General features: G+C 70.5%; 25 protein-coding genes. 15 read left to right on the top strand and 10 right to left on the bottom strand.

Translation table 11 applies throughout. From position 1 onward, the window contains the following. Window positions 1–212 precede the first annotated feature (212 nt). Entirely contained in the window at window positions 213–776 is a 564-nt protein-coding gene (locus LL648_RS32950) for a TetR/AcrR family transcriptional regulator (RefSeq protein ID WP_232666712.1), read from the bottom strand. Between the two features lie 142 nt (window positions 777–918). Here LL648_RS32950 and LL648_RS32955 point away from each other — a divergent pair, with 142 nt between their 5' ends. The 3 genes from LL648_RS32955 to LL648_RS32965 are packed head-to-tail and all read left to right on the top strand — an operon-like array spanning window position 919 to window position 4,491. Beyond that, a complete protein-coding gene (locus tag LL648_RS32955) occupies window positions 919–1,371 on the top strand; it encodes a (2Fe-2S)-binding protein (RefSeq protein ID WP_232666713.1) in 453 nt (150 codons plus the stop codon). Next, window positions 1,358–2,320, top strand: coding sequence for an FAD binding domain-containing protein (locus LL648_RS32960; protein WP_232666714.1), 963 nt, complete (start codon window positions 1,358–1,360; stop codon window positions 2,318–2,320). The genes LL648_RS32955 and LL648_RS32960 overlap by 14 nt, the downstream gene beginning before the upstream one ends. Then, window positions 2,317–4,491, top strand: coding sequence for a xanthine dehydrogenase family protein molybdopterin-binding subunit (locus LL648_RS32965; protein WP_232666715.1), 2,175 nt, complete (start codon window positions 2,317–2,319; stop codon window positions 4,489–4,491). The genes LL648_RS32960 and LL648_RS32965 overlap by 4 nt, the downstream gene beginning before the upstream one ends. A gap of 86 nt (window positions 4,492–4,577) precedes the next feature. Here the strand turns inward: LL648_RS32965 and LL648_RS32970 are convergent, their stop codons facing one another. Beyond that, a complete protein-coding gene (locus LL648_RS32970; RefSeq protein WP_232666716.1) occupies window positions 4,578–6,101 on the bottom strand; it encodes a purine-cytosine permease family protein in 1,524 nt (507 codons plus the stop codon). Between the two features lie 125 nt (window positions 6,102–6,226). Next, entirely contained in the window at window positions 6,227–6,847 is a 621-nt protein-coding gene (locus tag LL648_RS32975; protein ID WP_232666717.1) for a TetR/AcrR family transcriptional regulator, read from the bottom strand. A 70-nt stretch (window positions 6,848–6,917) separates the two neighbouring features. On the opposite strand from LL648_RS32975, the gene nuoH reads away from it, so the two are divergent. Beyond that, entirely contained in the window at window positions 6,918–8,156 is a 1,239-nt protein-coding gene (gene nuoH, locus LL648_RS32980; protein WP_232666718.1) for an NADH-quinone oxidoreductase subunit NuoH, read from the top strand. Here nuoH and LL648_RS32985 read toward each other — a convergent pair. After that, on the bottom strand, window positions 8,103–8,282 hold the full coding sequence (locus tag LL648_RS32985) for a hypothetical protein (RefSeq protein ID WP_232666719.1): 180 nt from the start codon (window positions 8,280–8,282) through the stop codon (window positions 8,103–8,105). The genes nuoH and LL648_RS32985 overlap by 54 nt on opposite strands. A gap of 179 nt (window positions 8,283–8,461) precedes the next feature. On the opposite strand from LL648_RS32985, the gene LL648_RS32990 reads away from it, so the two are divergent. Next, a complete protein-coding gene (locus tag LL648_RS32990) occupies window positions 8,462–8,998 on the top strand; it encodes a hypothetical protein (RefSeq protein ID WP_232666720.1) in 537 nt (178 codons plus the stop codon). Here the strand turns inward: LL648_RS32990 and LL648_RS32995 are convergent. The 3 genes from LL648_RS32995 to LL648_RS33005 form a co-directional block, all read right to left on the bottom strand. Further along, window positions 8,925–10,187: an HNH endonuclease signature motif containing protein gene (locus tag LL648_RS32995; protein ID WP_232666721.1), complete on the bottom strand. Its 1,263-nt coding sequence runs from the start codon at window positions 10,185–10,187 to the stop codon at window positions 8,925–8,927. The two genes, LL648_RS32990 and LL648_RS32995, sit on opposite strands and share 74 nt — an antisense overlap. A gap of 869 nt (window positions 10,188–11,056) precedes the next feature. Beyond that, window positions 11,057–12,190 (bottom strand): NAD(P)-dependent oxidoreductase, encoded by a 1,134-nt coding sequence (locus LL648_RS33000; RefSeq protein ID WP_232666722.1) that lies wholly within the window; start codon window positions 12,188–12,190, stop codon window positions 11,057–11,059. A gap of 17 nt (window positions 12,191–12,207) precedes the next feature. Beyond that, the gene (locus LL648_RS33005) at window positions 12,208–12,792 is read right to left on the bottom strand and encodes a hypothetical protein (protein WP_232666723.1); all 585 of its coding nucleotides are present in this window, start codon (window positions 12,790–12,792) and stop codon (window positions 12,208–12,210) included. Between the two features lie 136 nt (window positions 12,793–12,928). Here LL648_RS33005 and LL648_RS33010 point away from each other — a divergent pair, with 136 nt between their 5' ends. Beyond that, on the top strand, window positions 12,929–13,375 hold the full coding sequence (locus LL648_RS33010) for a DoxX family protein (protein WP_232666724.1): 447 nt from the start codon (window positions 12,929–12,931) through the stop codon (window positions 13,373–13,375). On the opposite strand, the gene LL648_RS33015 is transcribed toward LL648_RS33010, so the two are convergent. After that, complete coding sequence (locus LL648_RS33015; RefSeq protein ID WP_308190424.1) at window positions 13,344–14,051, bottom strand: B3/B4 domain-containing protein; 708 nt, start codon at window positions 14,049–14,051, stop codon at window positions 13,344–13,346. The two genes, LL648_RS33010 and LL648_RS33015, sit on opposite strands and share 32 nt — an antisense overlap. 129 nt (window positions 14,052–14,180) lie before the next feature. Here LL648_RS33015 and LL648_RS33020 point away from each other — a divergent pair, with 129 nt between their 5' ends. From LL648_RS33020 to LL648_RS33040, 4 genes are all read left to right on the top strand, one after another. Beyond that, window positions 14,181–14,642: a VOC family protein gene (locus tag LL648_RS33020; RefSeq protein WP_232666725.1), complete on the top strand. Its 462-nt coding sequence runs from the start codon at window positions 14,181–14,183 to the stop codon at window positions 14,640–14,642. A 156-nt stretch (window positions 14,643–14,798) separates the two neighbouring features. Continuing rightward, complete coding sequence (locus LL648_RS33030; protein WP_441344311.1) at window positions 14,799–15,671, top strand: NmrA family NAD(P)-binding protein; 873 nt, start codon at window positions 14,799–14,801, stop codon at window positions 15,669–15,671. Beyond that, window positions 15,668–16,264, top strand: coding sequence for a dihydrofolate reductase family protein (locus tag LL648_RS33035; RefSeq protein ID WP_232666728.1), 597 nt, complete (start codon window positions 15,668–15,670; stop codon window positions 16,262–16,264). Before LL648_RS33030 ends, LL648_RS33035 begins: the two co-directional genes overlap by 4 nt. Before the next feature lie 40 nt (window positions 16,265–16,304). Next, window positions 16,305–16,880 carry a dihydrofolate reductase family protein gene (locus tag LL648_RS33040; protein WP_255687028.1) on the top strand — a complete coding sequence of 192 codons (576 nt, stop codon included), beginning with the start codon at window positions 16,305–16,307 and terminating at the stop codon, window positions 16,878–16,880. A 52-nt stretch (window positions 16,881–16,932) separates the two neighbouring features. Here the strand turns inward: LL648_RS33040 and LL648_RS33045 are convergent, their stop codons facing one another. Further along, complete coding sequence (locus tag LL648_RS33045) at window positions 16,933–17,823, bottom strand: alpha/beta fold hydrolase (RefSeq protein WP_232666729.1); 891 nt, start codon at window positions 17,821–17,823, stop codon at window positions 16,933–16,935. Between the two features lie 195 nt (window positions 17,824–18,018). Between LL648_RS33045 and LL648_RS33050 the strand changes: the two genes are divergently transcribed. From LL648_RS33050 to LL648_RS33070, 5 genes are all read left to right on the top strand, one after another. Next, window positions 18,019–19,110: an alpha/beta fold hydrolase gene (locus tag LL648_RS33050; RefSeq protein ID WP_232666730.1), complete on the top strand. Its 1,092-nt coding sequence runs from the start codon at window positions 18,019–18,021 to the stop codon at window positions 19,108–19,110. A gap of 209 nt (window positions 19,111–19,319) precedes the next feature. Then, on the top strand, window positions 19,320–19,964 hold the full coding sequence (locus tag LL648_RS33055; RefSeq protein ID WP_232666731.1) for a TetR/AcrR family transcriptional regulator: 645 nt from the start codon (window positions 19,320–19,322) through the stop codon (window positions 19,962–19,964). 72 nt (window positions 19,965–20,036) lie between these two features. After that, window positions 20,037–20,705, top strand: coding sequence for a VC0807 family protein (locus LL648_RS33060; RefSeq protein ID WP_232666732.1), 669 nt, complete (start codon window positions 20,037–20,039; stop codon window positions 20,703–20,705). Continuing rightward, window positions 20,702–21,469 carry an SDR family oxidoreductase gene (locus LL648_RS33065; RefSeq protein ID WP_232666733.1) on the top strand — a complete coding sequence of 256 codons (768 nt, stop codon included), beginning with the start codon at window positions 20,702–20,704 and terminating at the stop codon, window positions 21,467–21,469. The genes LL648_RS33060 and LL648_RS33065 overlap by 4 nt, the downstream gene beginning before the upstream one ends. Before the next feature lie 129 nt (window positions 21,470–21,598). After that, the gene (locus LL648_RS33070) at window positions 21,599–22,165 is read left to right on the top strand and encodes a dihydrofolate reductase family protein (protein ID WP_232666734.1); all 567 of its coding nucleotides are present in this window, start codon (window positions 21,599–21,601) and stop codon (window positions 22,163–22,165) included. Here the strand turns inward: LL648_RS33070 and LL648_RS33075 are convergent. Then, window positions 22,147–24,135, bottom strand: a complete 1,989-nt coding sequence (locus LL648_RS33075) for an alpha-ketoglutarate-dependent dioxygenase AlkB (RefSeq protein WP_232666735.1) — start codon at window positions 24,133–24,135, stop codon at window positions 22,147–22,149. The two genes, LL648_RS33070 and LL648_RS33075, sit on opposite strands and share 19 nt — an antisense overlap. Window positions 24,136–24,206 lie beyond the last annotated feature (71 nt).

A 24,206-nucleotide genomic window follows, 5' to 3' on the forward strand; every position in this document is an offset into this window, starting at 1 on the left:
ATTCCTTTCATTATCTGAAAGTTGACTTGCGTTGTTGGAAAGCGGGCTCGACAGTAGGTCGCCGCTGAACCCTCGTCAAGTCGGGCTCCCCGCACCGGCTGGGAGCATTCCCCTACCCGGGTTGTCGGGCCCGCCGTGATGTGATCGACAAGGCACTCGGGAGACCGCTGATCAGCGGCTTCTCCCAGTGGCTGAGCACGGGCCGCCCGTCGTCAGCGGGCGGCCATCCCCTGCCAGATCAGGTCGGTGAGGCGCTCGGCGTCGCCTCGCCAGTCGTCGTCCGGGTCGAGGAACATCAGGCCGGCCAGGCCGCGCAGCGCGGTCCCGGGGTCGATGTCCGCGCGCACCGTCCCGGCCCGGACGTTCGCCTCCACCAGCATCGACGCCGCGCCGTGCATCGCCTTGTACGCGTCGGCGACCACACCCTCCGCCGACGCGCTCGCGGCCTTCAGCGCGGCCGCCAGTCCTCTTTTGGTCATCATGTAGCGCGCGAGGTGCTCGGTCGCCCAGGTGCGGAACGCCTGCTCCGGGCTCTGCGACTCCAGCAGCGCCGGCACGATCTCGACGATCTGGCGCACCTCGCGCTCGTAGACGGCCAGCACGAGCGCGTCCTGCGTGGGGAAGTGCCGGTAAACGGTCCCGACGCCCACGCCGGCCTGCTTCGCGATGGCGTTGAACGAGAGGTCTCCCGCGGTGATCGACTGCGCGGCGGCGGCGAGGATGCGGTCGTGGTTGCGCCGGGTGTCCGCGCGGCGGTGGCTGACCGATCCCGTCATCGCCCCTCCATAGGATCACCGACGCCGTGGCGAAGCGGATAAACATCCGCTAGCGTTGGTGGTGGCGCCGAAACCGCTCGACCCCCCACCACCGGACCCCGCCGACGTCTCCTCGGCGGAGTGCCCGCGGAAAGAGACATCAGTGGACATCTCACTCGAGATCAATGGTAAGCCCCAACAACTGGACGTCGAGCCGGGCGTGACCCTCTTGGACGCGCTCCGCGAACGCCTCGACGTCACCGGCCCGAAGAAGGGCTGCGACCGGGGACAGTGCGGAGCGTGCACCGTGCACGTCGGCGGCAAGCCGGTGCTCTCGTGCCTGACGCTGGCCGCAACCGTGCGGCAGCCGGTCACGACCGTGGAAGGCCTCGCCGACGGCGACGAGCTGCAACCCGTCCAGCGGGCGTTCGTCGACCAGGACGCCCTGCAGTGCGGGTTCTGCACGTCGGGCCAGCTCATGTCGGCCGTCGCCGCGGTCGAGCAGGACGTCGCGGACGTCCGGGAGTTCATGTCCGGCAACCTGTGCCGCTGCGCGGCCTACCCGAACATCGTCGCGGCGATCGAGCAGGTGAGGCAGGCCGATGCGACGGTTTGAGCTCACCGCACCCGATACCGTCGACGCCGCGCTCGCCGCACCCGGCACGTTCCTCGCCGGCGGGACGACGCTGGTCGACCTGATGAAGCTCGACGTGCTGACCCCCGAGCACGTGCTGGACATCAACGCGCTGCCACTGCACGGGATCAGCACTTCAGATGGGCTGCGGATCGGTGCACTGGAGCGGATGAGCGATGTCGCCGCCCATGCCGGGGTCTACCCGATGATCACGCGCGCGCTGCTCGCGAGCGCGTCGCAGCAGCTGCGGAACATGGCCAGCATCGGCGGCAACCTGATGCAGCGCACCCGCTGCAGCTACTTCCGCGACGTCGCGATGCCGTGCAACAGGCGCGACCCCGGCAGCGGCTGCCCCGCGATCGAGGGCAGCAACCGCATGCACGCGGTGCTGGGCACGAGCGACTCGTGCGTCGCCACCCACGCCAGCGACCTGGCCGTCGCGCTGGTGGCGCTCGACGCGCAGGTCCGGCTGGTCCGCACCGGCGGGGAACGCACCGTCGCGCTGGCCGACTTCTACCGCACCCCGGGCGACTCCCCCGAGGTCGAGCACGACCTGCGCCCCGGCGAGCTGATCAGCGAGGTGCTGGTGCCGCGGCTCGACTGGGCCGCCCGCTCCACGTACGTGAAGGTGCGCGACCGGCAGTCCTACGAGTTCGCGCTCTGCTCCGCGGCGGTCGCCCTCGACGTCGTGGACTCGCGCATCGTCGACGCCCGGGTGGCGGTCGGCGGCGTGGCGACCGTGCCGTGGCGGCTGCCGACGGTGGAGGCGGCCCTGCGCGGCGCGCCCGTCACGCAGGAGGCGTTCGAGGACGCGGCGGCGGGGGCGGCCGAGGGCGCCCGACCGCTGTCGCACAACGGCTTCAAGGTGCCATTGCTGCGGCGGACCGTCGTCCGCGCGCTGCTCGAACTGACGCAGGAGGAACGGGCGTGACCACCAGGTTGGACGGCCCGATGAAGGTCACGGGCCAGGCGAGGTACGGGACGGACCACAACGTCCCCGGCATGCTGTTCGGCTACGTCGTGCTCAGCACGATCGCGCACGGCGAGGTCGCGGCCATGGACGTCGCGGCGGCGAAGAGCGCCCCCGGTGTTGTCGCCGTGTACACGCCGTTCGAGCCGCTGGAGCTGCACACGCCGGTCTCGATGCTCGGCAGCACGTGGGTGCCGCTGCAGAACACCGAGGTCGCCTACTACGGCCAGCCGATCGGCTTCGTCGTCGCGGAGAGCTTCGAGCAGGCCCGCGACGCGGCGGCGCTCGTCGAGGTCGCCTACCACGAGCTGCCGGCGCTCACCTCGATGGCGGCGGGCCTCGCAACGGCCGAGGATGCACCTCCGGCCAGGGACGGCTCGCCGCCCTCGCTCGCCGTGCTCGCCCCCGACGTCGAGTCCATCGAGCACGCGCTGGCGGCCAGCCCCGTGGTCGTCGAGGCGATGTACTCCACCGCCACGCAGAACCACGCCGCGATGGAGCCGCACTCGGCCGTCGCGATCTGGGAGGGCGAGCGGCTGACAGTCCACAGCGGCAACCAGGCCGCCAACCTCCAGGCCATCTCGCTGGCGGACGCGCTGGGCGTCGAGCACTCGGCGGTCCGTTCCGTGAACCCGTTCGTCGGCGGGGCGTTCGGCGGCAAGGGCCACACCGCGGTGCCCGCGTTCCTGGCCGCCGCGGCGGCGCGCGAGCTGGGCCGGCCCGTCAAGGCCGCGCTCACCCGGGAGCAGGTCTTCACCGCCACCGCCGGCCGTCCAGCGACCGTGCAGCGGCTCGCCATCGGCGCCGAGCGGGACGGCACGCTGGTCGCGCTGCGCCACGACTCGTGGTCGAGCACGCCGATGGACCGGTCGTTCATCGAGCCGACCTCGCACGGCACCTCACGGGAGTGGTACACGACGCCGAACGTCGCCATCAGCCAGAAGATGGTGCCGCTGAACATCCCGCCGACGACGTTCATGCGCGCACCGGGTGAGGCGCCGGGATCGTTCGCGTTGGAGAGCGCGATGGACGAGCTCGCCGTCGCGCTGGAGATGGACCCGATCGAGCTGCGCATGCGCAACAGCTCGCTCGCGCCGCCCGGCAAGGACCTGCAGTGGTCGAGCAAGCATCTCGACGAGTGCTACGCCGCCGGAGCGGCCCGGTTCGGCTGGGCGCAGCGCACGCCGACGGGCCGCGTCGAGGGCGACTGGCTCGTCGGCCTCGGCACCGCCACCGCGATGTTCCCGGCGCTGCGGTTCCCCGCGTCCGTCCAGGTCATGTTGCGCGACGACGGCACGGCCGAGGTCGCGACCAGCGGCGCCGACCCGGGCACCGGCCTGCTGACCGTCATGGCGCTGGTCGGCGCGAGCTCGCTCGACATCGCACCCGAGCGGGTCACCGCGCAGCTGGGCGATTCGACACTGCCTGCCGGCGGCCTGTCCGGCGGCTCGACGGCCACCGCGAGCGCCGGCTCGGCGATCATGGTCGCCGCCCCGAAGGTGATCGACGACCTGCTCGCGCTGGCCGCCGCGCCCGGGGCGCCGTTCGAGGGCGTAGAGGTCAGCTACGCCGACGGCCACGTGCTTGCCGCCGACGGTCGGAGCCTCACGTTCGGCGAGGTGCTGAAGGCGACCGGGCGCCCGTCGATCGCGGCCATCGGCTCCTCGGCACCGGGCGAGGAGCTGACCAAGCACTCGTTCAGCTCGTTCGGCGCACAGTTCTGCGAGGTCCGGGTGCACCGGTGGACGCGGGAGGTCCGGGTGTCACGGATGCTCGGTGTGTTCGACGCCGGCCGGATCATCAACGAGCAGGCGGCCCGCAGCCAGATCATCGGCGGCATGATCTGGGGCGTCTCGGCCGCGCTGCACGAGGGCCTGGAGATCGAGGGGAACGGCCGGCTGGCCAACGGCGACCTCGCGGGCTACCTGATCCCGGTGAACGCCGACATCCCCGAGGTCGACGTCCAGTTCGTGCAGTACCCCGACACCCTGCACAACCCGCTCGGCGCGCGCGGGCTGGGCGAGATCGGCGTGGTCGGCATGGCGGCCGCGGTCGCGAACGCCGTCCACAACGCCACCGGCACGCGAGTGCGCCACATCCCCATCACGATCGAGGACCTCCTGGAGGACTGACGTCACACAGCCGGTGGTGTCGTCACACAGGTCATGACCTGTGTGACGACACCATCCGGTATGTGCGGTGGGACCTGCGGGATGGCTCAGGCCGTGCTGGTGATCGGCGGGATGGGCCGGTCGGTCGAGCGGACGAGCCAGGGCCCCGCCGGGCCGTAGACACCGTCCGGTTCCGGGAAGAGCGCCAGCAGGGCGAGGTAGAGCGCCGCCGCCACGGTCATGGAGAGCGGCAGGCCGATGTCGATGCCACCGACGAGGTTGCCCAGCGGGCCGACGAACTGCCCGGAGATGTTGGTGAACAGCAGCCCGAGCGTCGCCGCGACCAGCCACGCGCCGAGCCCGCGCCAGTTCCAGCCGTGGTCGAACCAGTAGCGGCCGCCGCGCTGGCGCCGGTTGAACACCTGCAGGGCCTCCGGGTCGTACCAGCCGCGACGTGTCGCGAGCCCGATCAGCATCACGACCATCCACGGCGCGGTGAACGTGATGATCAGCGACGCGAACGTCGACACGCTCTGCACCACGTCGAACGCGAACCGCCCCAGGAAGATCAGCCCGATCGACACCACGCCGATCAGCACCGTGGCCTGCACCCGCGACAGCCGCGGGAAGATGCTGGAGAAGTCCAGCCCGGTCCCGTACAGCGCCGTGGTGCCGGTGGACATCCCGCCGATGACCGCGAGCAGGACGAGCGGCACGAAGTACCACGCCGGCGAGATCGCCAGCAGCCCGCCGACGTAGTTGGGCGCGCCTGCGAAGAACTCCGGCGCCTGCGCGGCGATGATGCTGGCCGTGGCCAGCCCGAAGACGAACGGCAGGAGCGTGGCCAGCTGGGCGAAGAAGGCCGCGCCCATGCAGCGGATCGCGGGGGTCCGCGCCGGGATGTAGCGGCTCCAGTCGCCGAGGAACGCGCCGAAGGAGATCGGGTTGGCCACGACGATCAGCGCCGCCCCGATGAACGCGGCCCAGAAACCGGGGCTCGCGGTGCCGTCGGCGAAGGATCCGGCGTAACCGGGATCGAAGGACCCCCCGAAGGCCACGATCCCGAGCAGGAACAGCGCGCTCGCCGAGATCACCGCGATCTTGTTGACCAGCAGCATGAACCGGAACCCGTAGATGCACACGACCAGCACGAGCACCGCGAACACGCCGTACGCGACCGCGTAGGCGGGGATCGAGGACGTGCCGCCCGTCATCCGGTCCACCGCTCCGACGAGCGCGTCACCCGAGCTCCACACCGAGATCGAGAAGAACGTGATCGCGGTGAGCAGCGAGAGGAACGACCCCACGATCCGCCCGTGCACACCCAGGTGCGCCGAGGAGGACACCGCGTTGTTGGTGCCGTTGCGCGGCCCGAACAGCGCCATCGGGCTCAGGATCACCGCACCGACCACCAGCCCCAGCACCGTCGCGGTCAGCCCCTGCCAGAACGAGAGCCCGAACAGGATCGGGAACGAGCCGAGGAACGCGGTTGCGAACGTGTTCGCCCCGCCGAAGGTCAACCGGAACAGGTCCAGCGGCTTCGCGTTCCGCTCGGCGTCGGGGATGCGCTCGACGCCGTGCTGCTCGACCTCGGTGACCGGCGGGGCGGCGGACAGGTCCGGAAGTGTCATGGCGGCGGCACCTTCCTCGGTGGCGGCGATGCGATGCCGCACCGTAGCCACGGGAGCCGCCCCGCTCCGATGGACGAATCGTCGATCAGTCGCGTCGCCGTTTGGACGAAACGGCACGGCCCAGCTCAGCGCAGGGCGTTCCCGACGAACTGCGCGAGCTCGGCGAAGAACGCGTCGTCGGCCGGTTGACCGCGGACGACGACGTGCTGGAGCACCGAGCCGGTCATGATGTCGGCCAGCAGCGCCCCGGAGACCCACGGCGGGCAACGTCCTGCCTTCTTCGCCGCGGCCACGAGCGCGTCGGCGGCCGCGATCTGCGGCTCGATCAGCTTCGCGCGGAACTGGGCGCCCAGCTCCGGCTGGTGCACGGCCTCGGCGAGCAACCCCATCACGCAGTGCACGACGGCCGGGTCGGACAGCGACCGCGCCAGCAGGCGGCTGGCCGCGACGACGTCCTCGTTCTCCGCGCTGCCCGCCATACCCGACGGCAGCACCGCGTCCACCTCGACCGGCGGCGGCATGCGCTGCGCGACCAGGTCGAGCAGGACGGCCGCGCGGCTGGGCCAGCGCCGGTAGATGGCCGTCTTCGTCGTACCGGCGAGCTGGGCGAGCTCCTCCATCCGCACGCCGTGGTAGCCGCGGCGCACGACGAGCTCGGCCGCGGCGGCGAGCACCGCCGGGCCGAGCTCCGGATCACGCGGGCGACCGCCCGCGCCGGTCCCGGCCTTGCGCACTTCAGGGGTCACCCGCCGCATCATGCCAGTTGCGCTACCCTCAGTTTCGCAACTAGCAGTTGCGTAACCAGTGGGAGGCCTCGTGACCCGGACCCAGCAGCTCCTCCTCGACGACCCGCTGTGGCTGATCGCAGCGAAGGTCGTCACCTTGTTCGTGTTCGCGATCCTGTTCACGCTGCTGGGCAGCTGGGGCGAGCGCCGGATCGTCGGTCGCATGCAGCAGCGGCCCGGTCCGAACCGGGCCGGGCCGTTCGGCGTGTTGCAGGGCCTGGCCGACGGGCTGAAGCTCGCCCTCAAGGAGGACATCCGCCCGGCCGCCGCCGACCGGTTCATCTACCCGCTGGCCCCGATGATCGCGCTGGTGCCCGCGTTCCTCGCGCTCTCCGTCGTCCCCTTCGGCGGGAAGGTGACGATCTTCGGCGAGCCGACGGTGCTGCAGCTGGTGGACCTGCCCGTCGGCGTGCTGGTGGTGCTCGCGTGCAGCTCGATCGGCGTCTACGGGATCGTGCTCGCGGGCTGGTCGTCCGGCTCGCCGTACCCGCTCCTCGGCGCGCTGCGGGCGACGGCACAGGTGATCTCCTACGAGATCGTGCTCGGGATGTCGGTCGTGGCGGTGATCCTGCACAGCGGGTCGCTCTCGACCGCGGACATCGTCGCCGCGCAGCACGACACCTGGTTCGTCCTGCTCCTCGCGCCCAGCTTCGTCCTGTTCTGCATCGCGATGGTCGGGGAGACCAACCGGGCCCCGCTCGACCTGCCCGAAGCCGAGTCGGAACTGGTCGGCGGGTTCCACACCGAGTACTCGTCACTCAAGTTCGCCGTCTACATGCTCGCCGAATACACGAACATGGCAACGCTCTCGGCCATGGCCGCAACGCTCTTCCTCGGCGGTCCCGCGCCGGCGCACGACGGCTGGTGGGGCGCGTTCTGGGTGCTGCTGAAGGTGGGCGTGTTCTTCTTCGGGTTCGTCTGGCTGCGCGGCACCCTGCCCCGGCTCCGCTACGACCAGTTCATGCGGATGGGCTGGCGGGTCCTGATCCCGATCTCGCTGCTGTGGGTGCTCGTCGTCACCGGCATCCGCACGGTCCGCAACACCGGCGGCGACCCGACCGCGATCCTCCTGACGGCCGGGATCATCGTCGGGTCGCTGGTCGTCCTCGCGGTGATCATGCCGACGCGCCGGGCCGTCGCGGTCGACACGGCGCGGGAGATGACGTACCCGGTGCCGCCCGCCGATCTCGTTGTGCCGCGCCGGGCGGCCACCCGGTCACCTGCGCCGGCGGTAGCTGCGCACGTGCACCGAGCTGCCGACGCCCGCTAGGTGCAGCGCGACGCAGAGCAGCCCGGCGGTGACGAGCACCGTGGCGGTGATGACCGACAGGCTGAAGCCGGCGAGCTCGAAGATCAGCGCAAGTCCGAAGAGTACGGCGGCGACGATCGCGGTCATCAGGAGCTCCGTTTCGTCCGTGGTGTCGGCGAACAACAGTTGTGAACCCTCTGTCCCCGCTTCCGCACATCGCTGAAACGTCGGATCAGCCGCGGAAGGCCGATTCGAGGACGGGACCCAGCACCTCAGGGGCTCCGACATGGCCCTGGTCGGTCAACGTCCGGCGGTCGGCCTTCGGGATGAGCCGCGCGGCAGCGTCGGCGGCGCTGGCGAAGAACCTCACGTTCGGGCTGCAGGACGACGAGCCCGCGGCGTCGGACGCGGCCCGGTCGGCGCTGGCGCTGTTCCGGGCGGCCGGGCACGTCGCGGGCGAGGCGATGGCGCTCACCGACGTTGCGTGGTACTCGGCGGACCTCGCCGACGGCGAGCGGGCGCTGGCCATGCACCGGCAAGTGGGCAACCGTGCGTACGAGGCGCACACGCTGGCCTGCCTGGCGGAAATGCACGAGCGCCGCGGCGACCGCGCGGCGGCGGAGTCGGCCTACCGGGACGCGCTGGCGGTGTTCGCGACCGTGGGCGACCGGTACGGCGAGGCGAGCACGTACGCCCGGCTCGCCGACCTGCTCGGCGACGCCGACGCACGCCACCGGGCCGAGGCGATCCTCCGCGAACTCGACCCGCCGGCGGCGGAGCAGCTGCGGATCAAGCGGCCAGGACATGAAGATTCGGTCTTCGGCGCGGGACTTGATCCGGATCGACATACCTGGGTGGGATGAATTCGGGAATCCCGTCGACCATTCGGACGATCCATTCAGTGGAATGAATCTCCCGGTGATGCATTCGGCATAGCATGACGAGGTTGTTGATTTCGGTTGGTCCACCGTTCTGCCATTCGACGACATGGTGGATGTCGCACCAACTCGCCGGGCGACCGCACCGTGCGCATCCACGGTCACGGGCAGCCACGGCTCGTCGCATTCCGTCAGGAATCACCCGGGAGAGGCGGCCGATGTCGAGTGGCTGGCTGTCGCTGTTCATGACGATCGGGATGACGGCCGCGTTGCAGGCGAGCTGCCGCAGGTCTTTGGTGCTGATGTAGCCACCGAAGTCCAGGATCGCGGTCCGCACCCGGGCTTCCAGCTCGGCGAGCGGGATGTGCACGTTGAGATGGGGCCGGTGCCCACCGGACTGCGGGACATCGCCGTGGTCCAGCACATACCCGCAGACGTCGGCCAACGCTTCGGCCTGGCGCTGCTTGCTGCTGCGCTGATCATCCGATCCCGCCGGCTTCGACTTCGCGTCGATCAAGGTAGCGATGGTGGCGAACAGGACCGCGTTGTCGAACCGCCCCTTGATCACCCCGCCGCGCCGGTCCGGGTGCGGGGTGATGGACAGCTCGTTGACCTCGGACTCCGGTCCGTCGTCGGGTTCGGGTCCGTCCTGGTCCAGACCGCGCACGACGTCCATCCCGAACGTGAAAACTTCCGACGGCCGGTTGAGCAGGGCGTACTCCACGACCCGCCGCTCGACCTCATCACACATGGCGGCGCTGAGTCGGGACGCTTCACCGGACTCCAGCACCTTCCGGATCACATCGACGTGCCCCAACCCGATCCTCGCGGCCGCGAACGCCGCCGCGCAGATCGGCATCCGAGGCTCCAGGACGGTGCCGGTCAAGCCCACCTGCGGGCACAGGTTCTGCGCGGCGTTCACGTACTGGCGGGCCGTGCCCCAGTCGATGTTCCAGGAGTCCGCGAGAGCACCGATCGGCGCCCGGTAGCCGAGCGACCCGAACCCACCCTCCCGCAGAAAATCGGCGACGAACTGCACCCGCGACCGGTCGATCTCCCGGACCACCCGTTCCATATCCCGGGAGGCAAGAAACCTATCGGGGAACGTTCCGGTGGCAGCCTCGACCTGTAACTCGGCGATACCGTCGAGTGTGGCGTCGAGACCCGGGGACATGACTCCATTTTAGTCGGATTGAAGATCATCGGCCAGTGAATGAAGGCTGAGACGCGAAGAGTGTACTTATCTACACCCCCCAAATCTGGACGCCGTTTCCGACCGCGCAGACCCAGGTGCGACGTCGCAGACCGCACAACCTCTGCGAGAACACAACGAGCTCTGCGAGGTCGCCCAAACCGGCGTGCCGCCACCCACAGGCGGGGCTGAGAGTGCCATCCCGTCGACCTGGGAAATCCCCACCACACGGCCGCCCGTGGGCGGCCCTCAACAAAACCGCAACACAACAAAGCAAGCTCCGCCCACGGGCGGCCGTGTGGTATCCCCCAAGAGGTCGACGGGATGGCACGACCCAACCATCCCGGAGATCTGCCCGCCCGGCGAGGGCGCCCTTGAAGAACGCGACCGCCAAGCCCGACAGGACCACCACAGCCGCGAGACCATCCGCCACGAACCCACCCGACGAGCCACGTCAAGAACCCGCCTCACCCGCCGAAACGCGCGACTCACCGCTCCCGACTCGCGCCCGGCCCAGCCCCAACTCCCGCACCCGCCGCCGCCGGCCGAGCGTCGACAACGACGCTTTGGCGGTTTGTGAGCGCTCACATCAGCCATAACGTCGTTGTCGACGGTCAACCCCGGCGGGCGACCCGCCGTAGTCAAGGCGTCGACTCACCGCTCCGGAACGCGCGACTCGCCCGCCGAAACGTGGAACTCGCCGTGCCAGAAGTGCCGGCTCACCGTGCTGGAGGTGCCGACTCGCCGTGCTGGAAGTGTCGACTCACCGGGCCAGAGGTGTCGACTCACCGGGCCAGAAGTGTCGACTCACCGGGCCAGAAGTGTCGACTCACCGGGCCGGAGGTGGCGACTCATCCGTCGAGTGTGATCGCCGGCCGCCAGGCTGCGTCGGGGAGCGGGTGGATGCCGGGTGGGTGGTCCGTGCCGTGCTCGACGGTCCAGCCGATGGCTGCCGTCATCAGCGCCGCGGTGACGTCGAAGGCGTTGAGGCTGTCGCCGTCGCCCGCTGCCAGGTTGGCGATGTGGCCGCCGGCGAAGAGGAAGACGGCGCGCCCCTCCACGCGGTGTTGGGTGACGTGCGGCAGCACCGGCGTGCCGGCGCCCAGCGCAGCCACCGCGATCTCGGCAGCCGAGTGGCCGGCGTTGAGCAGGATGCAGCCGTCCTTCAGCGCGCCGATGACGGCAGCGGACACGACATTGTCGCGACCGGTCGCCGTCACCAGCACGTCGGCGCGTGCGGCCGTCTCCGGCAGCGCGGCGACCTCGAAGCCGCCGAAGGCAGCCATCGTGGCGCGGGCCGGATCGGGCTCGGCTACGACGACCCTCGCGCCGAGCGTCCGGGCAGCGTGCGCGAGCCCGGCGCCCACCTCACCGAACCCGATTACGCCCACGACCTGGCCGTGCAGTGAGAGGTTGGTGCGCGCGGTGAACGCGTGCCACGTGCTCGTGCCGACGGCGAACCGGTTGTGCAGGTCGTGCTTGAGCGGCACGCCGGCGAACCGGTTGTGCAGGTCGTGCTTGAGCGGCACGCCGTCGAGGTCGAAGACCGGATGGTCGATCCGGGCGGCGGCCAGGCGGGTCAGGCCGGTGCGGGTCACCTCGATGCCGGCGCGGATGCCCGAACCCGGGCCGGCGGCCACGGCGATGTCGCCGCCCATCTCCAGGGTGTGCGTCGGCCGCCACGCCACGCAGGTCGCGACGTCGGCGATCGGGATGCCGAGGCCGGCGAGGTGCGCCACCACGTCGGCCCGCGTCGTGGCCGCGTCGGCCGGGTGCACCTTCACCTGCGCGCCGGCCTCGACGCAGGCCACCATCATCAGCGCCGACTTGAGGTCGACGTGCACCGTCGCCGCCAGCCGGACGTCGGGCATCGGTGGCAGGGCGGCCCCCGCCGCGGCCGTCCGCCGCATGTGCCGGCGCGCCCAGCCCATGCGGTCGGCAAGCGGGATCGCGTTCCACGCCGTGGGTGGTGCGTCGGTCGCCATCGGGTGCCCATCCCCGATCAGGGCTGCCGGATCCACGGCCCGAGGTAGTCGCGGTCGATCAGGGCCGGGTCCGGGATGAGGGTGAGCATCCGCCGGACGCGCTCGGCGGCGTCGCGGGTGAGCCGGAAGTCGTCGTCGCGGGTCGCCGGCCGCTCAGGGCTGAAGCGTTGTGCCGTTGCCACGATGTCCGGGACGAACGCGCGGATCTCGTCGGCGTCGTCGGCGGCGATCCCCGCGTCGAGGCCGGCCTCCCGCAGGCGGTCCTCGACGCTGTTGAGCTGCCCGGCCAGCCACTCCCACGGGTCGGCGGTGAGCTCGGCCGACCAGACGCGCTCGCTGGGTTCGATCCCGTCGAACCGCGGGTGGTAGTGCGCTGCGGAGAAGGGGTCCGCCGGGCGGTCGAGGCGGCCGAACAGGTCGGCACGCCAGAACGCCTCGTCGATGACGGTCCGCTGCGCGGCCGACTCGGTTCCGCGGTGCGGTTGCGGGGCGAGCAGCTGCAGCTCGACGCGGGCGCCGTGCTCCATGACGGCCTCGGCGGAGATCTCGAACCACCGCCGCACGAGCACGGCGATCCGGGTGAAGTTGTACGCGACCAGCATGGCGCCTGCAGCTCCTTCGTCGAGAGTTCGGGGACGCGCACCTCACTATTCCCGATGGGCGTGTCCGGACCCGGCCGGCGGCTTCGACGTCCCGAGCAACACCGCGACCTCCGCGGTCCGTTGCGAAGGAGCCACCATGACCGCCCGATCGACCGCGTACCGGTCCAGCTCCATGTGGTGCTGGGTGCTGCAGGTTGTGCTCGCCGCCTTCTACCTGATGGCGTCGATGCCGAAGTTCAGCACCGACCCGCAGTACGTCGCCGCGTACGCCGCGCTCGGCTTCGACACCCTCGGCACCTACCTGATCGGGATCCTCGAGATCGCCGCGGCGATCGGGATGCTGATCCCGCGGATCTGCGGCGCGGCCGCGACGGCGCTGGTCGTCCACATGCTCATCGCGACGGTGATCAGCGGGATCCGGCTCGGCCCCGAGACGATTGTCCTGCCCGCTGCCTGCGCAGCCGTCGTGGCCGTCGTCGCCTGGCGCCGCCGCCGGGGCACGGCCCGCCTCGTCGCCGACATCCTGAGCATGCTGAACGCGCTCAGCGCGCCTACGCGGCGAAGGTCGGGTGCTCGCGGCTGAGCACGTCCATCTTCGCCGTGAGGCCCCAGAGTTCGGCCAGCTCGGCGGCCAGCACCTCCGCGAGCCGCGGCACGTCCCGCGACGCCGAGGGGTGCAGGCCCTCGGCCACGATCAGCACGTCGGTGGTGTCGGCGCGAACCGCCGATGCACCGCTCTGGCGGTTCGTCCAGCGGCGGGCGTGCGCATCGCCGGCGGCGTCGACGAACACGATCTCCCCGGGCGCAGGGTGCTCGATCTCCCCGGAGAACGTCTCGTAGCGCTCGTCGCCGGACGCCGGCCGGACCTCCAGCGCACCGGTGATGCTGCCCAGGTCGAGCACGGCGACCGGGATCGCGAACGCAACGGAGACCGCGTTGCACAGGTCGACCAGCGGATGCACCTGCGGCAGCGAGCCGTGCTTGGCCAACCGCCGCAGCAACGACTCCGACGCGCAGCGGTACTGCGTCGGCTTGAGCCCCATCTCCGCGAACGCCCGCCGCCACGACCCGACCTCGGGCAGCTCCGCGATCGATGTGGTGGCAAGCCGCTCGATCGCCCGGGCGACGTGCGCTGCTACTCGCGAGTCGACGGCCGGCCCGGCCATGTTGTCACCGCGGAACCCCTCGACCCGCAGCACCGCTGGGACGAGCTGCGGGAACCGTTCCCAGACGGAGGTCGAATGGCGGAACTCGATCACGACGACCACCATCGACGACGACGACGGCGGGAGGCCAGTGCCAAGTACCGCCGGCCGGACCGGACCAAGTTCCGCGAACCCACCGCGGGACGATGATCGCGCACCCACCCCCGAGGAACGGAGCAGCCGATGAGCCGCCACGTCCAGGTCACGTTCGACGCCCACGACCCGCGGGCCCTGTCGATCTTCTGGCGCGACGTGCTGGGCTACGTCCACCCCGCCCCGCCCGGCGTCGAGCTGGCCGAGGGGGCCGACCCGCTGGCCGCGTGGGACGACTTCCTGGACAGCATCGGCGTGCCGGCCGACGAGCGCGATTCGAGATCCGCCCTCCAGGACCCCGACAAGCGGGGCCCGCGGCTGTTCTTCCAGAAGGTCCCGGAGGGCAAGGTCGTGAAGAACCGCGTCCACCTCGACGTGCGCGCCGCCCCCGGCCTCGTGGGCGAGGAGCGGATGGCCGCGCTGGAGGCCGAGTGCACGCGGCTCGTCGCGCTGGGGGCCACCCGGGTGCGCCGTGTCGAGCCCGCTCCCCCGATGGAAGCCGGGTTCATCGTGATGACCGACCCGGAGGGCAACGAGTTCTGCCTCGACTGAGGTTCGCGCAGCATGCATAAGTTCTAGGCATACGTCCCGGCGAGAATTGGCATTGGACCTATCGATCATCACCCGGCATCGTCGTCACCGAACGAAGGAGACAACGATGATGACATTCGCGATCGCGGCCCTGGCGGCGACGGCGGTGCACCAGTGATGAAGAACCACCAGTCGGGTGAGCGCCGCACGTACGTCGTCGTCGGCGCAACGGGCAAGACGGGGCGCGTGGTCGAGCGACTCCTCATCAGCCATGGCCACGAGGTACGGGCCGTTGCCCGCAGCCGCGGGCTCGGCGTCGATGACGCCGCGGCGCTCGAGCGCGCCTTCGAGCATGCCGACGGGGCGTTCGTGATCGTTCCGTTCGACCTTGCCAGCGTTGATCTGCACGCCCGCGAGGATGCGACCGCGGAACGGCTCGAAGGCGCCATCCGCGGCAGCGGCGTGCCTCGCGTGGTGCTGCTCAGCGGGCTGAACGCGCACCTGCGCCGCGGCACATCCCTCGGCGCGGCCCTGATGGAGGAGCGGCTGCACGACTGCTCGGTCCCCGAGCCGATCGTGCTGCGTGCGGGCTGGTTCATGGAGAACTTCACCGACGGGCTCGGTTTCAGGGCACAGGCGGAGAACACCGGCGTGTTCCGCACCCCCTTCACCGCTCATCGGCCGATGCCGACGGTGGCCGCGCGCGACGTCGGGCAACGGGCCGCCGAACTGCTGACGCAGCTCCATCCGCGGCTCGGCGTCCACGAGATCCACGGCCATGCCGACCTCACGATGACGGAGGCGACGGCGATCCTGGCGGAGGCCGCCGGGCTGCCCGGTGTGGGGTACGAGCAACTCAGCTACGACGCGGCGCGGACGGGCATGCTCGCATCAGGCATGTCGCCGTCCTTCGCCGACGCTTTCGTCGAGACCGCCCGCAGCTTCAACGACGCCCAGCCGTGGGCGCTGACACCTCGCGACGAGGAAACCACGACGACCACGTCGCTTCGGGACTGGGCGCGCAGCACACTGGCCGGGGTTCCCGCGTGAGCAGGCTCATCGTGCAGATGCAGACGTCCGCCGACGGCTATGTCGAAGCGGCCGACCCGGCGGTGCAGTGGCAGGTCTGGGACTGGGGGCAGAACTGGCCCTGGGACGACGAGCTCAAGCGGGACTTCAACGAGACGTTCCGCGCGGTCGACCGGATACTCCTCAGCCGCAAAATGGTCGAGGAGGGCTACCTCGACCACTGGGGGCGAACCGCTGAGAGTCATCCCGACGAGCCCGACTTCGCCTTCGCCCGAAAGGTCGGCGACGCGGAGAAGATCGTGTTCTCCACTGCCGAAAGCGGTCATTTCCGATGGCCGCGCACCCGGTGGGCAGGAGGCGAGCTTGCTGCGACCATCACGCGCCTCAAGGCGGGGCCGGGCGCCGACATGATCGCCGTCGGCGGCACGGGATTCGCTGCCGCGCTCGCCGCCGCGGGCGTGGTCGACGAATACCAGCTCTACATCAACCCGACGGCGGTCGGCCGCGGTGAGTCACCGTTCCGGTCCGTCCCCGGCGGTCTCCGACTCACGCTCGACCGCTCCAGGTCCTACGCGTGCGGCATCGTCGTGAACACGTACACGCCCGTGAACTGAGGCCCGTGATCCATCCGCTGCGTTTCGAGGAGAAGATCCATTGCGCAAGATCATTGCTTCGACGTTGGTGACACTGGACGGCGTCGTCGAAGACCCCGGTGGAATGGCCGGATCCGAGCACGGGGGCTGGGCCAACCGGTACTTCGGTGAGGTGGGCGCGATGCGCTCACTCGAGCGCCTGAACTCCTGTGACTACTTCCTGTGCGGTCGACGCACCTACGAGATGTTCTCGAAGGCGTGGCCGAACAGCTCCGGGCCGTATGCGGACAGGCTCAACGACATGCCCAAGCTCGTCGCCTCCACGACGCTCGCCGAGCCGCTCACGTGGAACGCGACACTGCTGAAGGGAGATGCCGTCCGAGAGCTCGCGAAGATCAGAGCAGAAGACGGCGGGGACATCATGATGTACGGCAGCGCAACGCTGATGTGGTCCCTGCTCGAACACGGTCTCGTCGACGAGCTGAACCTCTGGATCTGCCCGATCGTGCTCGCGACCGGTCAGCAGCTCTTCGCCAGGGGTCGGCCCCGTGTGGAGCTGGAGTTGACCGAGCAAACCGACCTCCACACCGGCGTCGTCATCGCGAGCTACCGCCCGCTGCAAACCGCCACGACCTGAGCGTGCGCGTGGTGCGGCGTCGTCGTGAACACGACCGCCGGCGGGACGCGAATCAGGCGTTCGCGCGTTCGGCGAGCGCAGCAACCTCGCCCGCGATCTGCGGCCACAACTCGCGCGGCAGGTCGTGGCCGACGCCGGGCAGCAGGACCAGCCGGGCACCCGGAACGGCTGCAGCGGTGGCGCGCGCCGCCGACGGCCGGACGACGGGGTCCTGCTCGCCGTGCAGGACGAGCGTCGGGACCCGAACGTCGGCGAGCCGGCCACCGTGCCAGGTCGCGCCCGTCTGGCGCCCCATCGCGTCGCTGTCGTGGGCGCCGCGCGCGATCTCGACCTCGCGCTCGACGGTCGCCCGCGCGCCCGCGGCGTCGAACGGGTAGCCGGGTGACGCGATCCGCCGCGCCATCGCCATCCCGGCGGCGATCTCACCCTCGGGGCCCTCGGGCGTGCGCAGCCGTGCCGCCCACACGACGAACCCGAGCCGGACGTGCCGCAGCTGGGCGAGGCCGCGGGCATCGCTCGGCATGGCCGCGGACACGGTGATCGTCCGCACCCGGTCGGGGTGGCGCAGCGCGATGCGCTGGGCGAGCAGCCCGCCCAGCGAATGGCCGAAGAGGTGGGCGGAGGTCCACCCGACCGCGTCGAGCACGGCCACCGCATCGTCGGTCATTTCCTCGGCCGTGTAGGCGACGGCCCGGCGCCGGAAGAGCCCGACGAACGGGTGCACCTGCTCGGCGTCGACGAGCCGACTGGACTCCCCCGCGTCGCGCTGGTCGTAGGCGACAACGTGGAAACCCGCCTCGACCAGCGCCGACACGAACCCCTCCGGCCACCGGACCCGCGATACGCCCAGCCCCATGACCAGCAGCAACGGCTCGCCGCCCGCGCCGCCGAGGTCTTCGAAGGCGATGCGGACGGCCCCGTTGTGCGCGTATCGAGTGCCCATGGCCGACTCCTCTTTGCGATCAGTGTTCGCAAAGAGGTTAGCAGCTCGCGGACGCCGTTCGCAAACGGCGTTCCCGAAAGTCAGCAGCAGTTGGAGCAGGGCGCCATCCTCGACAGTACCGGATCAAGCACATTCCGCGAGACCGTCCGAACAATTCGGTCCGCAAATTGCTGGTGGAATTGCCGGTGCTTCTACATGCAACCGGATAAGCTGGACGTCGTGCCCTTCCGCTGGCCGCTCGACCCGCAGGACCTGTTCACCGAGCGCTACCCGCAGATGATCAACGGCGGGCTGCCGCCGACCGACGTCGACGCCGTGCGCGCCGCAGTCACCGACATGTGGACCGAGGCTCCTGGCGGCTGGGCCACGGAATGGTCGACGCTCGCCCGGTCCTACGCCGACGCCGGATCGCACCAGCGAGCGGCGCTGGCCTACGGGTGGGCCAAGTTCCCAACGCTCGCCGACGATGCCAAGCGTGCCGCGCTGGCGAACCAGCTCGAGCAGTACCAGCTCGCAGCACCCGGCTTCGGCGTACACTTCCACCGCGAGACCCTGCAGCTCCCCTACCAGGGCGGCACCACCCCGGTGCCGGTGCACCTGTTCGCACCGCCCGATCTCGACCCCGACGGCCCGGTTGTGATCGCCAGCGGCGGTGTGGACACGTGGAAGATGGACGTGCACGGGATCATGGTGCTGCTCGCCGCCCGGCTGCACCTGCGCGTGCTCGCCTTCGACATCCCAGGTACCGGCGAGTCGTCGGTGCCCATGACCGGCGCCGGCGGCGCCGAGGTCGTTCGTGGGCTCGTCGCGCACGCCCGAGGCCTCGGCGACGGCCGCGTGGCGCACGTCGGCATCTCGATGGGCGGCCACTTCTCGGCACGATCCGGGCTGGCCGGTGACGTCGACGCCGCCGTCGTGCTCGGCGGCCCGGTCGAAGCGGCCTTCAGCGGCGCCGGCCCGAACCGGTTCGGGATGGACGGGATCGTCGGCAACGCGCTGGGTTTCGACCACCCGCCGAGCCCGCAGGAGATCTCCGAACGCCTCGCCCCGTTCACCCTGCGCCCGCTGCTCGACCAGGACCGCAACGGCCCGATGCTCGTCGTCAACGGAGCCGACGACGTCCACGTCCCGCAGCACGACACGCTCGTGTTCCAGGGCTGCCGCGACACCGTCGTCGATCTCATGCCCGGCACGGGTCACTGCGCGGTGACGAGGCTCCCCGAAGCGCTCACCACGATCATCGGCTGGCTGCGGCAGACCCTCGCGGACGCCCCGCGCGAGCGCTGATCAGCGGCTGCGCCGACGTGAGAGGAAGCTGCGCAGCCGCTCGCGGTTGCGCGGGTCGGACGCCATCCGGCGCCCCTGTTCGGTGACCCGGCGGCCCTGCGGGCTCCGGAGGAAGGCACGGATTCGGTTCAAAATGGGCATTCGTGCATGTACCCGACCGGTGCGCGCGTCACACGTCGCCACCCGCGCCGGCCAGTAGCATCCCCGCCGTGAACGGGGAGCCCTTGCCGAAGCCGACCGCTCCCCGCCCGCAGCGCGGCCCGCGCCAGCGCCTCAGCGAGGACGAGCGGCGTCGACAGATCATGGTGGCGACAATCCAGGAGGTCGCCGAACGCGGCTACGAGAGCACTTCGCTGACCCGGATCGCCGCACGTGCGGACGTCGCCAAGGGGCTGGTCTGGCACTACTTCGCCGGCAAGGACGACCTGATGGAGCAGACGGCGAAGGCGACGATGGACACCCTGCGGGGGCACATCGTCGACGCGCTCGACCTCAGCCTGCCCGTGCCCGACATCATCCGGGCCGCGCTGCGCGCCGCCGCCGAGCAGATCCGTACCCGCCGCACCGAGCTGATCGCGCTCACCCGCATCGCGCAGAACCTGCGCGGCACCGACGGCGAACGGGTGACCGCCGACTTCTACGAGCAGACCTACCGCGGGCAGGAGGACCTCTTCCGCCGCGGCCAGGCCGAAGGCAGCCTCGGCGACTTCGACACCAGGGTCATGGCGGTCACCTACCAGGGCTCGATCGACATCATGCTCGCCTACCTCGAAGAGCATCCCGACGTCGAGCCGCACGACTACGCGGCGAAGCTCGCGGAGATCCTGCTCGGCGGTATGCAGACCAGGAGCTGACACCGACCCACACCATGCGCCTCGGCCTCGAACACCCTTGCTATTGACCCTGCGGTCAGTATTATTGACTGCATGGTCAACAGTGCGCCCGTCAGCACGGGCAACCCACAACGCGTGATAGTCATGAGCTTGCTGGTCAACGCGGCCGCCCCGATGGCGATCTTCTACGGGCTGCGCGCGGCCGGCGTCGACCAGTGGCTCGCCCTGATGCTCGGCCTGGTCGCGCCGGCCGCCACGACGGTGCACTCGGTGATCACGAAGCGGCGGATCGACATGATCGCCGGCCTGGTCATGACCGTCCTGCTGCTCAGCGTCGCGCTGTCCTTCCTGACCGGCAGCCCGCGGGCCCTGCTGGCCCGCGACGGCGTGCTCACCGCGGTGGCCGGCGTCTGGATCCTCGTCACCCTCTGGCGGACGCCGTACTACCTGAACGCCCTGCGGCTGTTCACCGGCGGCGCGCTGCGCGATCGCATCAACGACGCGTGGCGCGCCGAGCCGGCCTTCCGGCAGGTGGTGCGCACGTGCACGGTCATCTGGGGCTCCGCACTGCTGCTCGACGCGGGGAGCACGGTGGTGCTGGCCTACACGTTGCCGGTCGACAGCGTCCCGCTGACCGGCGGGCTCAAGCTCGCCGCGCTGATCGTCCTCGCCGAAGTGGGCAGCCGGGTGCACTTCCGACGCAAAGCCGGACCGTTCCTCGTCGAACCGGCCGAAGGCGGCGCGGGGCGGGACGACCGATGACCGGGCGGACGTACGTCGTCACCGGCTCGGCGTCGGGCATCGGCGCCGCCACCGCGGCGATCCTGCGCAAGCAAGGGGCGACGGTCATCGGCTGCGACCTCGACGATGCGGAGGTCGTCGCCGACCTCTCGACGCCGGCCGGGCGCCGGTCGCTCGTCGAGCAGGTGGCAGCGCGCGGACAGATCGATGCGGTGCTGGCGATCGCCGGCGGCGGCCGCACCGGGCTGATGGAGACGAACTTCTTCGGCACGGTCGCGACGCTGGAGGGGTTGCGCCCCCTGCTGGCCGGCAGCCCGGCTCCGCGGGCCGTCGCCGTATCGTCGACCGCGGCACTGGAACGGGCGGACGAACGCGTGCTGCGGGCCTGCGCCGACGGCGACGAAGCAACCGCGACCGCGTTGGTGGCCGCCGATCCGGCGCTGCGGGACACCGCCTACGGCATCGCCAAGCGTGCGCTGAACGCGTGGGTGCGGCGGGCCGCGCCGACGCCCGAGTGGGCCGGCGCCGGCATCCCGCTCAACGCGGTCGCCCCCGGTGTCGTGGACACCCCGGCCGCCGCCTGGATCCTCGACGACGACGCGGTGCGGGCCGCCGTCGAGGCAGCCGCGCCGCAACCCCTCGGCGGTTTCCCCGGGCGACCGGAGTGGATCGCGCACCTCATCGACTGGCTGGCGGGCCCGGACAACCACTTCGTCACCGGCCAGGTGATCTTCGCCGACGGAGGCGCCGAGGCGGCGCTGCTCGGGGACCGGCACTGGCAGTAGCGGGGCGACGTTCATCAGGTTCGTTGATGTGTTTCCCGGGGATTTGGCATTGGACGTCATGTCGCCGGCCGACCAACATCGTCCTCGGCGCCACCCGTTCCCCGAATCCGACCTGATGGGAAAGTCACCATGCGCAAGCTCATCGTCCAGCAGTGGGTCACCGTCGACAACATCGCCGCGGAAGCGGACGGCGGGCTCAGCTTCGTCGCCGCCGAACCGTTCGACGACAACGTCGAAACCCCCTACAAGACGAACATGATGGGGTTCATCGACTCGGTCGACACGATGATCCTCGGCGCCAACACCTACGCCATGTCCAAGGACTACTGGCCCTACGCCGAGGACCAGGGCGAGTGGGGCAGGAAGCTCAACAGCCACACCAAGTTCGTCGCGTCCTCGAAGCTGGACGACGCCCCTTGGGGCGATTTCCCCGCCGCGACCGTGACCCGCGACCCGGCCGCCACCATCCGCGAGTTGAAGGAGCAGGAGGGCAAGAACATCTGGCTGTGGGGCAGCTTGAAGCTCATGCACTCGATGCTGGCCGCCGGCCTCGTCGACGAGGTCCGGATGCTGGTCTGCCCGGCGTCACGCGGCAAGGGCACCCGCATCTTCGAGGACCAGCACGACCTGAAGCTGATCGAGGCCACCGGGTTCGACAACGGCCTGGCGATCGTGCGCTACGCAGTCATGAAGTAGGCAGGTAGCGGCGGCCGGAGGTCGCTCGGGCTCAGGGTGCAGGTGAGGCGGGGGTAGGCGAAGTCGGTCTCCTGGTTCTCCCGGCGACGCAGCCGGAACATCTCGAGACGCTCGTCCTCGTCGGCCGACGTCAGCGGGGTGCCGTCGGCCAGCACAGCCTGCCCGGCACGCACGTCCACATAGGTCTTCGACGTGCGGAACGTGACGCCGAGCCAGACGTTGTCGGGGTCCGCGGTGGCCGGGTCGAGCACGATCCGATGGCGGAATCTCCGGTTGGTCTCGGCAGCGAAGACAACAACCTCGCCGTGCACGAGCGGGATGGCGAACGAGGGCTCCCCCGGCTCCTTCGACTCCACCACGAGCCGGCGCGACGGCTCGGCCGCCGGGTGCTCGTAGCAGGTGAACAGCGCGATCACCCCGGCCTCGTGCAGGTCGAGCGCCTGATCGGAGTGCGCGCCCATCTTGGGGTAGGCGCGGGTGTAGATCTCCAGCAGCGCGTTGTTGAAGGGGATCGCGAGCGAGGCCGCCGCCTCGATCTGCTGCGCGAGCGCGGTGTGGGCGGGCCCGAAGCACTGCGCCGGGAGCGTGTAGGCGGTGGTCGTGCGGACGATCGGCACTCCGCGCGAGCCGTCGGGCGCCACGAGCACTGCGCCGCGGCGGCCCTTGCCGAGCTCCTCGACCCGGGCCGACGCCGACAGCTCGGCGAAGAGGCCGCCCCCGGTCGCGACGGGGTAGGCGCGGAACAGGTCGGACGCATCGTAGTTCGGCGCGTGGTAATCGCCCGTGTTCATGCTGAACCGGAAGCGATCCCCGTAGTCGATGAACGCCGACGTCCGGTTCTCCTCGGCGTAGCGCAGGCGGAGATCGCTCATCCCCTCGGGTGTGGGCGGCTCCAGCTCGACGCGCTCCCCGTCCTGGAGCAGGAGCGTGCGCCCACCCTCGTGCACCGCCTCGGCGTCCGAGCAGCGCACCACGTAGCCCAGCCGGGTCGGGAGCCGCGCGGCGTCCAGCCCGGACGGCACGATCTCGTGGGTGTAGCGCCGGTTGGTGGACAGCGGCACGAAGAACACCGAGTTCGGGTACAGCGTGACCGTGAACTGCTCCGGGTCGCCGCCCAGCTCGTCGGTTCCCTTGTGCCGGAAGCGGAGCCGGGTCAGCCCGCTGGCCTTCCCGTGACCGCGGTCGAAGGGGTCGCCGGCCATCGGCCCGAGCCGATCGAGGTGCTCGTAGAAGGTGCAGAACGCCATGACGCCGTCGCCCGGCATGTCCTTGGTCTTGTCGGCGTGGGACGAGATCCGGGCCTTCGTCTGCTTCTTCTCGGCCTCGGCCGGGGTGTTGACGTAGATCTGCGCCAGCACGTGGTTGAGCGGCGCGGCACCGGAGAAGACGAGGGCCGCCTCCTGGTTCAGCGCGTCGACGATGTGCTGGTCGGTGGACCGGAAGTTGTCGGTCGGGCCCGAAAGGTTCGTGGAGCAGCGCAGCAGGCGGAAGTGCAGCGCGTCGCGCTCCTTCCGGACCGGCGTCAGGTAGATCCCGGTGCGGTGCGCCGTGCCCGGCTTGGTCGACTCGGTGAGCGACTGGAAGGTGTGCTCGCCGCGGACCCGGTCGACGTAGTCGACGTCCGGGTCGAAGAAGGCGCGGTAGTAGACCCCGAGCCCGTGCACGGAGATCGGGACCTGGCCGATGCCCACCACCGGCCACGAGGCGAGGTCACCCACCGTCTCTCCGTACGAGCCCTCCCGGACCACCCGGACCCGCGACGCCGCCGACAGGTCGAGCTCGGCGGCCTTCGTCACGTCGCCGCACAGGTAGACGGCCTTCCCGGCAAGATCGGGCAGATCCGCCGGTGCGTCGGCGACCACCGTGCCTGCGAAACCGTCCATCGGAGCGGCATCGGGCGCCGGTGAGAGCAGGATCAGGACCTGGCTCGCATCGGCAATACGAGCTTCGGGGAGCTGCGGCCGGACCATGCTCCCAAAATATCAGGAGCCGCCATTCAATTCATTGCTCTCAGGAGTAAGGATGCTTACCAGGCGCGGCA

This window comes from Pseudonocardia sp. TRM90224 (genome assembly GCF_021245725.1).
Lineage (GTDB): Bacteria > Actinomycetota > Actinomycetes > Mycobacteriales > Pseudonocardiaceae > Pseudonocardia.